Origin of the sequence: Pseudonocardia acidicola, assembly GCF_012911935.1 — a bacterium.
Classification (GTDB): Bacteria; Actinomycetota; Actinomycetes; order Mycobacteriales; family Pseudonocardiaceae; genus Pseudonocardia; species Pseudonocardia acidicola.
Genome location: NZ_JAAXLA010000078.1, coordinates 21,400 through 32,729, shown reverse-complemented (window position 1 = coordinate 32,729; position 11,330 = coordinate 21,400). Strand labels below are relative to the sequence as shown.

At 73.0% G+C, this 11,330-nt stretch carries 10 protein-coding genes; 3 read left to right on the top strand and 7 right to left on the bottom strand.

Annotated features, from left to right (window positions below):
- The first annotated feature begins 4 nt into the window (after positions 1-4).
- Positions 5-1,195 (top strand): YibE/F family protein, encoded by a 1,191-nt coding sequence (locus HF526_RS28720; protein ID WP_169384714.1) that lies wholly within the window; start codon positions 5-7, stop codon positions 1,193-1,195.
- Between the two features lie 20 nt (positions 1,196-1,215).
- Here the strand turns inward: HF526_RS28720 and HF526_RS28715 are convergent, their stop codons facing one another.
- The 3 genes from HF526_RS28715 to HF526_RS28705 are packed head-to-tail and all read right to left on the bottom strand — an operon-like array spanning position 1,216 to position 3,775.
- Entirely contained in the window at positions 1,216-1,779 is a 564-nt protein-coding gene (locus tag HF526_RS28715; RefSeq protein ID WP_169384709.1) for a methyltransferase domain-containing protein, read from the bottom strand.
- Positions 1,776-3,089 carry a histidine--tRNA ligase gene (hisS, locus tag HF526_RS28710; RefSeq protein WP_169384708.1) on the bottom strand — a complete coding sequence of 438 codons (1,314 nt, stop codon included), beginning with the start codon at positions 3,087-3,089 and terminating at the stop codon, positions 1,776-1,778. Before hisS ends, HF526_RS28715 begins: the two co-directional genes overlap by 4 nt.
- On the bottom strand, positions 3,086-3,775 hold the full coding sequence (locus HF526_RS28705) for an MBL fold metallo-hydrolase (protein ID WP_169384707.1): 690 nt from the start codon (positions 3,773-3,775) through the stop codon (positions 3,086-3,088). The genes hisS and HF526_RS28705 overlap by 4 nt, the downstream gene beginning before the upstream one ends.
- A gap of 142 nt (positions 3,776-3,917) precedes the next feature.
- On the opposite strand from HF526_RS28705, the gene HF526_RS28700 reads away from it, so the two are divergent.
- The gene (locus tag HF526_RS28700; RefSeq protein ID WP_169384706.1) at positions 3,918-4,367 is read left to right on the top strand and encodes a Rieske (2Fe-2S) protein; all 450 of its coding nucleotides are present in this window, start codon (positions 3,918-3,920) and stop codon (positions 4,365-4,367) included.
- A gap of 101 nt (positions 4,368-4,468) precedes the next feature.
- Positions 4,469-5,332, top strand: coding sequence for a peptidylprolyl isomerase (locus tag HF526_RS28695; RefSeq protein WP_169384705.1), 864 nt, complete (start codon positions 4,469-4,471; stop codon positions 5,330-5,332).
- Positions 5,333-5,445: 113 nt separating this feature from the next.
- Here the strand turns inward: HF526_RS28695 and HF526_RS28690 are convergent, their stop codons facing one another.
- The 4 genes from HF526_RS28690 to secD are packed head-to-tail and all read right to left on the bottom strand — an operon-like array spanning position 5,446 to position 11,312.
- Positions 5,446-7,767 carry a RelA/SpoT family protein gene (locus HF526_RS28690; RefSeq protein WP_169384704.1) on the bottom strand — a complete coding sequence of 774 codons (2,322 nt, stop codon included), beginning with the start codon at positions 7,765-7,767 and terminating at the stop codon, positions 5,446-5,448.
- Between the two features lie 50 nt (positions 7,768-7,817).
- On the bottom strand, positions 7,818-8,357 hold the full coding sequence (locus HF526_RS28685; protein ID WP_338051822.1) for an adenine phosphoribosyltransferase: 540 nt from the start codon (positions 8,355-8,357) through the stop codon (positions 7,818-7,820).
- Positions 8,354-9,586, bottom strand: a complete 1,233-nt coding sequence (secF, locus tag HF526_RS28680) for a protein translocase subunit SecF (RefSeq protein ID WP_338051821.1) — start codon at positions 9,584-9,586, stop codon at positions 8,354-8,356. Before secF ends, HF526_RS28685 begins: the two co-directional genes overlap by 4 nt.
- Before the next feature lie 4 nt (positions 9,587-9,590).
- A complete protein-coding gene (gene secD, locus HF526_RS28675; protein WP_169384702.1) occupies positions 9,591-11,312 on the bottom strand; it encodes a protein translocase subunit SecD in 1,722 nt (573 codons plus the stop codon).
- Between the last annotated feature and the right edge of the window lie 18 nt (positions 11,313-11,330).

The window sequence follows — 11,330 nt, the reverse complement described above, 5'->3', positions numbered from 1 at the left end:
GGCGCTGCCCGCCCACGGGCACGGCCACGGCCACGGCCCCGCCCGTCCCGCCGGCCGGCGGGTCCGCCTGCTGATCGCCGCGCTGCTGGTCCCGTGCGCGCTGGCCACCCTGGTCGGGTTGATCCTGCTGCGCCCGACCGGCAGCCCGCCGGCGACCGCCCCCTCGGCGCACCAGCAGGCGATCGACGCGCAGGTGACGGCGGCCCGGGCGTCGGACTGCACGCCCGGGTCGGGCACCGGCGGGTGCGTCGCCCTGACCCTGCACATGGCGAACGGGCCGCTGCCGGGACGGGACCTGATCCAGCTCGTCCCGGTGGAACCCGCGACCCCGCGGTTCGCGGTCGGGGACAAGGTGGTGCTCGCCTGGTCCGGGGCCGACCCGCTCGACCCCGGCTCCTACCAGGTCGTCGACTTCCAGCGCAACGGCTCGCTGATCTGGCTGGCCGCGCTGTTCGCCGGCGCGGTGCTGCTGCTCGGCCGCTGGCGCGGCCTCGCGGCGCTGGTCGCACTGGTGCTGAGCTTCGCGGTGCTGCTGTTGTTCGTGCTGCCGGCGATCGTCAGCGGCCACAACCCGCTCTGGGTCGCCATCGTCGGCGCCTGCCTGATCATGTTCGTGGTGCTGTACCTGACGCACGGGCCGTCGGCGCGCACGTCGACGGCGGTGCTCGGCACGCTGCTGTCACTCGGGCTGATCGGGGCCCTGGCGGCCGCGTTCTCCGCGGCGGCCCGGCTCACCGGCCTCGACGAGACCACCGCCAACCTCGTCGCCACCCTCGGCACCGGCGTCGACGCCCGCGGGCTGCTGCTCGCCGGCGTCGTGATCGGGGCGCTCGGTGTCCTCGACGACGTGACGGTCACCCAGACCAGCGCGGTGTGGGAGCTGCGCAAGGCCAACCCCGACCTCGGCGCGCGGGCGCTGTTCACCTCCGCCATGCGGATCGGCCGTGACCACGTCTCGTCGGCGGTGAACACGCTCGTGCTCGCCTACGCGGGCGCCTCGCTGCCGCTGATGCTGCTGTTCAGCCTGTCCGCGCAGAGCATCGGTCAGGTGCTGACCAGCCAGGACGTCGCCACCGAGATCGTCCGGACCCTGGTCGGCAGCATCGGCCTGGTGGCGTCGGTGCCGATCACGACGGCGCTCGCCGCGGCGGTCGCCAGCCGGGAGACCCCGGAGGCCCTGCGCGCGTCGGCGTGAGCGCCCCGTGTCGGCGCAGCTCAGCGACGCCGGGCGATGAGGCTCGCCGCGCCGTTCCCCTCGTCGTGCGACACGATCTGCAGCCCGGCGATCGCGCCGAACGCCGCGGCCAGCTCGCCCGGCGCCGCGCGGAACGGGCCGGGCTCGTCCCCGGCGGCCGAGAGCACCGTCACGACGAGCAGCCCACCGGGTGCGAGCCGCGCGGCCATCGCGTCGTAGAGCCGCGGGTCGCGGAACCGCTGGCAGACCACCACGTCGTACGGGCCGGGGCAGGACGCCGGGATCCCGTCGTCGAGGTCGGCGGCCACCAGGCGGACCCGGTCGCCGGCCCCGGACCGGGTGGCGAGCGCGGCGGCCGCCTCGAGCCCGGCCCCGGACACGTCGACGGCGTCGACGGCGAACCCACGCTGCGCCAGCCAGACCGCCACCGCGCCGCGGCCGCAGGCGAGCTCCAGCGCCCGCCCCCCGGCCGGCAGCAACTCGAGCCGGCCGCGCAGGGCGTCGGGCGGCAGGCAGGCCTGCTCACCGGACGCGGAGACGGCGGTGTGCCGCGCGTCCCAGCGCTCCTGATCGGCCCGGCTCACCGATCTGCGGCGGCAGGGCCGCGCAGCAGCCCGACGAGCTCGTCGACGGCGCCGGCGAGCGCGACCGCGTGCTGCGCCCCCGACGCCAGGTCCTTCACCCCGACGGTGCCGGCCTCGAGGTCGCGGTCGCCGAGCACCAGCGCGTACCGCGCGCCGGAGCGGTCGGCCGACTTCATCGCGCCCTTCAGACCGCGCCCGCCGTAGGCCAGGTCGACGCGCACCCCGGCGCGGCGCAGCTGCGCCGCGATCACGACGAGCCGCCGGCGTGCGGCGGCGCCCAGCGGCACCCCGAACACCTCGGCCCGCGCGGTGTCGCCGATGGGCAGCCCCTCGACGCGGGCGGCCAGCAGCGTGCGGTCCACGCCGATGCCGAACCCGACACCGGACAGCGGCTGCCCGCCGAGCACCGACATCAACCCGTCGTAGCGCCCGCCGCCGCCGATCCCGGACTGCGCGCCCAGGCCGTCGTGGACGAACTCGAAGGTCGTCTTCGTGTAGTAGTCCAGCCCCCGCACCATCCGCGGGTTCTCGACGTAGGCGACGCCCAGGTCGTCGAGGTGCTGCTTGACCGCGGCGTGGTGCTCGGCCGACGCGGCGGACAGGTGGTCGATGAGCAGCGGCGCGTCGGCCATCATCGCCCGCACCTCGGGGCGCTTGTCGTCCAGCACCCGCAGCGGGTTGATCTGGGCGCGCCGCCGGGTGTCCTCGTCGAGTGGGAGCCCGGCGAGGAACTCCTGCAGCAGGGCCCGGTAGGCCGGACGGCACTCGGCGTCACCGAGCGAGGTGATCTCGAGGCGGTAACCGGTCAGCCCGAGCGCCGTGAAGCCCTCGTCGGCCACCGCGATGACCTCGGCGTCCAGCGCCGGGTCGTCCACCCCGATGGCCTCGACCCCGACCTGCTGGAGCTGGCGGTACCGGCCGGCCTGCGGGCGCTCGTACCGGAAGAACGGCCCGGCGTAGCGCAGCTTGACCGGCAGCCCGCCGCGGTCGAGGCCGTGCTCGATGACGGCACGGACGACGCCCGCGGTGCCCTCCGGGCGCAGCGTGACCGATCGGTCGCCGCGGTCGGCGAAGGTGTACATCTCCTTGCTCACCACGTCGGTCGACTCGCCGACGCCGCGGGCGTAGAGGCCGGTGTCCTCGAAGATCGGCAGCTCGATGTGCCCGTAGCCGGCCCGGTCGGCCGCGGCGATGAGCGTGTTGCGGACGTGCTCGAACTCCGCGGAGTCCGGCGGCAGGTACTCCGGGACGCCCTTGGGCGCGGCGAAGGCGGCGGCGGCCTTCTCGGCCCGGTCGGTCGCAGCGGTCACAGCCCTCGCCCCACAGCAGGCACATCCAGTCCCTGCAGGAACGGGTTCGACGCCCGTTCCCGCCCGATTGTCGTGGTCGGTCCGTGCCCGGGGAGCACGAACGCCGAGTCGTCCCTGGTCAGCAGCTTGTCCCGGACGCTGGCCAGCAGCTGCTCGTGCGACCCGCCGGGCAGGTCGGTGCGCCCGATGGACCCGGCGAACAGCGTGTCGCCGGCCAGGATCACCTCCACCCCCTCCTCGGTGGGTGTGGAGAACACCACCGAGCCCGGTGTGTGGCCGGGGGTGTGGTCGACCCGGAAGCTCAGCCCGGCGAGCTCCATCGCGGCGCCGTCGGCGAGCTCCCGGACCTCACGGGGTTCCCGCAGCTCCAGCCGGCCGCCGAAGAACGCGGCGGATTCGGCGGAGATGCCCTTCATCGGGTCGGCGAGCATGTCGCGGTCCCCGGGGTGGATCCAGGCGGGCACGTCGTGGCCGTCGCACACCGGGGCGACGCTGAAGGTGTGGTCGAAGTGCCCGTGGGTCAGCAGCACCGCGACCGGGGTCAGCCGATGCTCGGCCAGCAGGGCCTCCAGCGGCTCGACGGCGTCCTGCCCGGGGTCGACGACGATGCACGCCTCTCCCGCGGCAGGGGCGATCACGTAGCAGTTGGTCTGGAACGAACCTGCCGGAAATCCCGCAACGAGCACCCAGCCAGCCTAGACGCCGCGCGCGATCCGCCGAGTCGCGGCCGGGCCAGGGCCCACCGTCCCACCTGACCGAAACGTCCGCTGGCCCGCGGGCCCGTGCGGGGCCACGGTGGATGTCTCGTCCTCACGGAGGGAAGACCACATGAGCCGAGCCGAGACCACCGGCGCCGCCCTGACCAGACGGACCGTCCTCACCGGCACGGGCGCGGCCGTCTTCGCCCTCGCGGCCTGCGCCACCTCGCCCTCCGGCGGCGGTGCCGCCACCACGACCGGCGCCGCGCCGCCCACCGGCGCGCCCGCCGCGGGGGCGCCGCTGGCCCGCACCGAGGACATCCCGCTGGGCGGCGGGAAGATCTTCCCCGCGGCGCACGTGGTGGTGACACAGCCGGCACCCGCGCAGTTCAAGGCCTTCAGCTCGACGTGCACCCACATGGGCTGCACGGTGGGCCAGGTGGCCGACGGGACCATCAACTGCCCCTGCCACGGCAGCAGGTTCAGCATCAGCGACGGCTCCCCCACCCACGGCCCGGCCCAGCAGCCACTCCCACCCGAACAGATCACCGTGCGCGAGGACACCATCACCCTGGCCTGACCGTGCGCTCGCGCATTCCGCCCAGAGCACCGCCCAGCGTTCTCTCAGCCTCGGTCGCTACGCTCCGCCCCTAACCACGCGAAACAGGAGGATGTCAAGCGGTGGCGACAAACCAGATGCGACGCGAGGCGGCCAAGCGGAAGCTGGCGAGCCAGCAGGAGCGCCGCGCCACGCAGGCCAAGCGGCGCAAGCAGATCGCTGTGATCACCTCGGCCGCGGTCGTCGTGGTCGTGGTGGTCGGGGTGGTGCTGCTGAGCACGCTCGGCGGTTCGGGCAACGACACGACGTCATCCGCCGCCGGCGCCAGCGCCACCGAGGCGCCCGCCGCGGCCGGCACCACGCCGGACCAGATCCCCACCGCGATCACTCCGCTGCCGACCCGGCCGACCGCGCTGCCGGCCACCGCGACCTGCTCCTACCCGTCGGACGGCCAGGCCGCCAAGCCCGCGCAGGCGCCGCCGACGAACGACGTCAGCGCGCAGGGCACCGTCGCGGTGACGCTGCAGACCAACGCCGGCACGATCCCGCTCACCCTGGACCGCGCGCTCGCGCCGTGCACGGTGAACAGCTTCGTGAGCCTGGCCAAGCAGGGCTACTTCAACTCCACCGGCTGCCACCGGCTGACCACGTCCGCCGGGCTGCAGGTGCTGCAGTGCGGCGACCCGAGCGGCACCGGCGCCGGTGGCCCCGGCTACAAGTTCGCCGACGAGACCTTCCCGCAGCTGACCTACGGCCGCGGCATCCTGGCGATGGCCAACGCCGGGCCGAACACCAACGGCAGCCAGTTCTTCATGGTCTACGGCGATGCGCAGCTGCCGCCGAACTACACGGTCTTCGGCTCCATCTCGCCGCAGGGGTTGCAGGTCGTCGACAGCATCGCCCGCAAGGGCACCGACAGCAGCAACGGCCCCGGCGACGGCAAGCCGGTGCAGCCGGTGACGATCCAGACCGCCACGGTCGGCTGATCTGCGGGTCCGGGCGGGCGCACCACCCGCCCGGACCCGGCGGACCGTCCCCGGCCCCGCCGCTGCGATGATCGCCGTCGCGAAAGCCGCCGGCTCGGCTCCCGGCGCTGCGGTCAGCCCGCGCTCGTCACCCGGTACACGTCGTAGACGCCCTCGACGTTGCGCACCGCGCGCAGCACGTGCCCGAGATGCTTCGGGTCGCCCATCTCGAAGCTGAACCGCGACACCGCGACCCGGTCACGCGACGTCGTCACCGACGCGGACAGGATGTTGACCTTCTCGTCGGCCAGCACCTTCGTCACGTCCGACAGCAGCCGGTGCCGGTCGAGCGCCTCGACCTGGATCGCGACCAGGAACACCGAGCCCGGCGACACCGACCAGGCCACGTCGACGAGCCGCTCGGCCCGGGACTGCAGGTCGCCGGCGTTGGTGCAGTCGGTGCGGTGCACGCTGACCCCGCCACCACGGGTCACGAACCCGAGGATGTCGTCGCCGGGCACCGGCGTGCAGCAGCGAGCCAGCTTCATGTAGAGATCGCCCATGTCGGCACCGTCGCTGCGGACGACGACGCCCGCGTCGCCCGACGCCCGGCGCAGCCGGACCGTCGACGGAGTGGCGCGCTCGGCGAGCTCCTCCTCGGCGTCCTCCATCCCGCCGAGCAGCGCGACCAGCCGCTGCACGACGTGGCGGGCCGAGGCGTGCCCCTCCCCGACGGCGGCGTACAGCCCGGACAGGTCCGGGAAGTGCAGCTCGCGGGACAGCGCGGCCATGGCGTCGGTGGACACCAGCCGCTGCAGCGGCATCCCGGTGCGGCGGGCCTCCCGGGTGATCGCGTCCTTGCCCGCCTCGATGGCCTCCTCGCGGCGCTCCTTGGCGAACCAGTGCTTAATCTTGGTCTTGGCCCGCGGCGAGGCGACGAACGACAGCCAGTCGCGGCTCGGCCCGGCCCCCTCGGCCTTCGAGGTGAAGATCTCCACGACGTCGCCGGACTCGAGTTTGCGCTCCAGCGCGACCAGCCGGCCGTTCACCCGCGACCCGATGCAGCGGTTGCCGACCTCGGTGTGCACCGCATAGGCCAGGTCCACCGGCGTCGAGCCCATCGGCAGCGTGATCACGTCGCCCTTGGGGGTGAAGACGAAGATCTCCTTGGCCGCCAGGTCGAAGCGCAGCGACTCCAGGAAGTCCCCGGGGTCCGCGGCCTCCCGCTGCCAGTCGAGCAACTGGCGCATCCAGGACATCTCATCGATCTCGACGGTCCCGGCGGACGGGCCGTGGGAGCCGCGGCTCTCCTTGTAGCGCCAGTGCGCGGCGATGCCGTACTCGGCGGTGCGGTGCATCTCGTGGGTGCGGATCTGCACCTCGAGCGGCTTGCCGTCCGGCCCGATCACGGTGGTGTGCAGCGACTGGTAGACCCCGAAGCGGGGCTGGGCGATGTAGTCCTTGAACCGCCCCGGCATCGGCTGCCACAGGGCGTGCACCATGCCCATCGCGGCGTAGCAGTCGCGCACCTCGTCGACGAGCACCCGCACCCCGACCAGGTCGTGGATGTCGTCGAAGTCCCGGCCCTTGACGATCATCTTGCGGTAGATCGAGTAGTAGTGCTTGGGCCGGCCCTCGACGGCGGCGGTGATCCGCGCCGAGTCGAGCTGCTGGGTCACCTCGTCGATGACCTGCTTGAGGTAGGTGTCCCGGGACGGCGCCCGGGTGGCGACGAGCCGGACGATCTCCTCGTACTTCTTCGGGTGCAGGATCGCGAAGGACAGGTCCTCCAGCTCCCACTTGACCGTGGCCATCCCGAGCCGGTGGGCCAGCGGGGCCAGCACCTCCAGGGTCTCGCGGGCCTTCTTGGCCTGCTTCTCCGGCGGCAGGAAGCGCATCGTACGCATGTTGTGCAGCCGGTCCGAGAGCTTGATGACCAGCACCCGCGGGTCCCGCGCCATCGCGACGACCATCTTGCGGATGGTCTCGGCCTCCGCGGCGGTGCCCAGCTCGACCTTGTCGAGCTTGGTGACCCCGTCGACGAGGTGCGCGACCTCCTCACCGAAGTCGGCGCGCAGCCGCTCGAGGGAGTAGTCGGTGTCCTCGACGGTGTCGTGCAGCAGCGCGGCGACCAGCGTGATGGTGTCCATGCCCAGCTCGGCCAGGATGGTCGCCACCGCCAGCGGGTGGGTGATGTACGGGTCGCCGGACTTGCGCTTCTGGTGGGCGTGCTTGTCCTCGGCGACGTCGTAGGCGCGCTGCAGCAGCACCAGGTCGGCCTTCGGGTGCAGCGCCCGGTGCACGCTCGCCAGCGGCTCGAGCACGGGCTTGACCACCGCGACCCGCTGCGGCGTCATCCGGCGGGCGATGCGGGCCCGCACCCGGCGGGTGGCCGAGGGCTTGGCCGGGCCGTCCGGACTCGGGACCGGCGGCGCGACCGGCTGCAGGTCCGTCATACGCGCCTCATAAGCGGCAGAGCTCCACCTCGAGAAGGATAGCCCTCGGGTCAGTACGTCAGCAGGGCGTGCACCGGGATGTCGCCCAGCCGGTCCCGCCCGCCCAGCGCGGTGAGCTCGAGCAGCGAACCGAACCCCACGACCTGCGCGCCGACATCGCTGAGCAGCGCGCACGCGGCGGCCGCCGTACCGCCGGTGGCCAGCACGTCGTCGATCACGAACACCCGCGACCCGGCCGGCACCGTGTCGGCCGCCAACTCGAGGGTGGCCGTGCCGTACTCCAGCTCGTAGGTGCGCGACGCGGCCACCCGGGGCAGCTTCCCCGCCTTGCGCACGGGGACGATCCCGGCACCCGCGACGAGCGCGACGGCCGCCCCGATGAGGAACCCGCGGGCCTCCACGCCGACGACGAGGTCGGCTTCGCCGGCCATCGCGGCCAGCTCGGTGGACACCGTGGTGAAGGCCTCCGGATCGGCCAGTACCGGGGTGATGTCCCGGAACAGCACGCCCGGTTGCGGGTAGTCCGGGACGTCCCGGACCAGGCCCGCGACCCGGACCAGTGAGGGTTCGGTCTCCTCGGTGATGCTCACCGCTGCCTCTTCCCGGTCGGGCGCGCCGACTTGCCGGTGGGCCGCGACGACCGCTGCCCACCACGCCGGTCGCCATTCTTGGCGGTGCGGGCCGGCACGCCGGACGCGGCGGCCATCGCCCGCTCCTTTCGCAGCTCGGACGCGAGCGCGTCGTCGTCGGCCAGGTCGGGTCCGTCCTCGGGGCCGGCGGCACCGGACTGCGCGGCGGCCGACCGCGCCCGCCGGGCCTTGACCCGCTCGGCCTGCTGCCGGAACCGCGGGTCGCGCATCTTCAGGTCGACCAGGATCGGGGTGGCCAGCAGGATCGACGACGCCGCGCCGGCGACGATGCCGACCATCTGCACCAGCGCCAGGTCGGCCAGCGTGCCGACACCGAGCAGCCCGACGCCGACCACCATCAGCCCGAGCACCGGCAGCACCGCGATGAGCGAGGTGTTGATCGAGCGCATCAAGGTCTGGTTCAGCGCGAGGTTGGCCGCCTCGGGGTAGCTGCGCCGGGTCAGCCCGAGCAGCCCGCGGGTGTTCTCCTTGACCTTGTCGAACACCACGACGGTGTCGTAGAGCGAGAACCCGAGGATGGTCAGCAGACCGATCACCGTGGACGGGGTGACCTCGAAGCCGACGATCGAGTAGATGCCGGCGGTGACGACCACGTCGTGCACCAGCGCGACCAGCGCCGCGATCGCCATCGCGCGTTCGAAGTAGAACGCCAGGAAGATGGTGACCAGCACGAGGAACACGGCCAGCGCGATCAGTGCCTGGGTCGTGATCTGCCCGCCCCAGGTGCCGCTCACCGCGCTGTCGCTGATCGTCTGCTGCGAGGCCTGGCCATTCGGCCCGAGCGGCTGCAGCGAGTCGAACAGCGCCTGCTTGAGCGCGACGGTCTGGCCGGCGTCGAGGGCTTCGGAGCGCAGCAGGATCGACGCTGCACCGCCGGCCCCGACGGACTGCACCGAGGCCGGGTCGGCACCGACCACCCGGTGGTAGACCTGCTCCACCTGCTGGGTGCTGATCGTGCCGGAGGCGCCGGTGGCCGGCATCTGGATCTGCGTGCCGCCGGTGAAGTCGATGCCCAGGTTGAACCCGCGCAGCACGATCGACAGCACGCAGATCAGCACGAGCGTGCCGAACACGGCGTACCAGGTCTTGCGCTTGCCGACGACGTCGAAGGCACCGGTACCGGTGTAGAGCCGGCCGAGGAAGCCGGTCCTGGAGGTGTTGCTGGTCACCACGTCAGGCTCCCTTCGAGGCCGCGGCGGTCGCCCGCCGCCGGGCCGCGCCGATCTTCGCCACCGAACCGAGGCCCGACCACGCCGGGCTGCCGAAGACCCGGGAGTTGGAGGCCAGCGCCACCAGCGGGTGGGTCACCAGGAACACGACGACGAGGTCGAGAACGGTGGACATGCCCAGCGTGAAGGCGAAGCCCTTCACCTGACCGACCGCGAGGATGTAGAGCACCGCGGAGGCCAGGAAGCTCACGGCGTCGGCGCTCAGGATGGTCCGGCGCGCCCGCACCCAGCCGCGTGGCACCGCCGACCGGAAGCTGCGGCCCTCACGCATCTCGTCCTTGAGCCGTTCGAAGAAGATGACGAACGAGTCGGCCGTGATGCCGATGGCCACGATGAACCCGGCGACGCCGGCCAGGTCGAGGGTGAACCCGATCCACCGCCCGAGCAGCACCAGGACCGCGTAGACGACCACACCGGACAGTGCCAGCGACAGGATCGTCAGGACGCCCAGCGCCCGGTAGTAGAACAGGCAGTAGACGAACACCAGCGCCAGCCCGATGGCACCCGCGATGAGACCGGCATCCAGCGAGGCCAGGCCCAGGGTTGCCGACACCGTCTGCGCCTCGTTGGAGTCGAACGACAGCGGCAGCGAGCCGTAGCGCAGCACGCTGGCCAGCTCCTGCGCCCGCGCCTGGTTGAAGTTGCCGCTGACCTGGGTCACCCCGTAGAGGGCTCCCTGGATCTGCGGCGCCGAGACGACCTCGCCGTCCAGGACGAAGGCCGCCTGCTTGCCGATGTTCTTGCTCGTGTAGTCGCCCCAGATCCCGGCACCGGGGTTCTTGAACGTGAGGTCGACGACGTAACCCGCGCCGTTCTGATTGGTCGTGGCCTGAGCGCTGGCGATCTGGGTGCCCTCGATGATCGTGGGGCCGAGCACGTACTTCTCGGTGCCGTCCTGGTTGCACGCGACCAGCGGCAGGGCCGGGTCGTCGTAGCCCCGCAGCGGGTCGTTGGCCTTGCAGTCCAGCGCGGCGAGGGCCTGCTGCTGGACGGTCGGGTCGGTGCTCTGCCGGGTCGCGCGAGCCTGCGCGATCGCCGCCGCCACGGCCGGGTCGGCCGGGGCGGGGTTGGCGCCGGCGTCCGGCGTGGGGGCGGGCGACGGCGGCGGGGCCGGGTTCTGCAGCGGCGTCGAGTACGCGACCGGAGCAACCTTCTGGCTGGTCGCGTCGCCCGCGAGACCCTGCGGCTGAGACCCGGCGGGGGCCGGGGCGGTGCTCTGGCCGGTGGGCGGCGCGGCGGGGGCGTTCGACGTCGCGCCCGCCGCGGGGGCAGTGGCCGGGATGACCGGGACGGGATCACCGACGACCGGGCGGAAGCGCAGCTGCGCCGTCTGGCCGAGGGACCGGGCCTGGTCGCCCTGGGCCCCGGGGACTGTGATCGTCAGGTTGTTGCCGTCCAGGACGACCTCGGCGCCGCTCACGCCGAGACCGTTGACGCGCTGCTCGATGATCTGCTGCGCCTGGATCAACTGGTCACGCGGCGGCGCGGCGCCGGACTCGGTGCGCGCGGTCAGCGTGACCCGGGTGCCGCCCTGCAGGTCGATGCCCAGCTTGGGGCTGGGCCTGCCGTCGCCGGTGAAGAACACCAGCGAGTACAGGACGACGACGATGCCGGCGAACGCCGCCAGGTACCGCCAAGGGCGGATCCGCCCCGGGGTTGATGCCACTGCCTTCTATCTCCTGAT

Bases quoted from the DNA above. Each gene is read 5' to 3' on its own strand.
- HF526_RS28700 (WP_169384706.1), top strand. From the start codon at position 3,918: ATGAGCCGAGCCGAGACCACCGGCGCCGCCCTGACCAGACGGACCGTC.
- HF526_RS28690 (WP_169384704.1), bottom strand. From the start codon at position 7,767: ATGACGGACCTGCAGCCGGTCGCGCCGCCGGTCCCGAGTCCGGACGGC.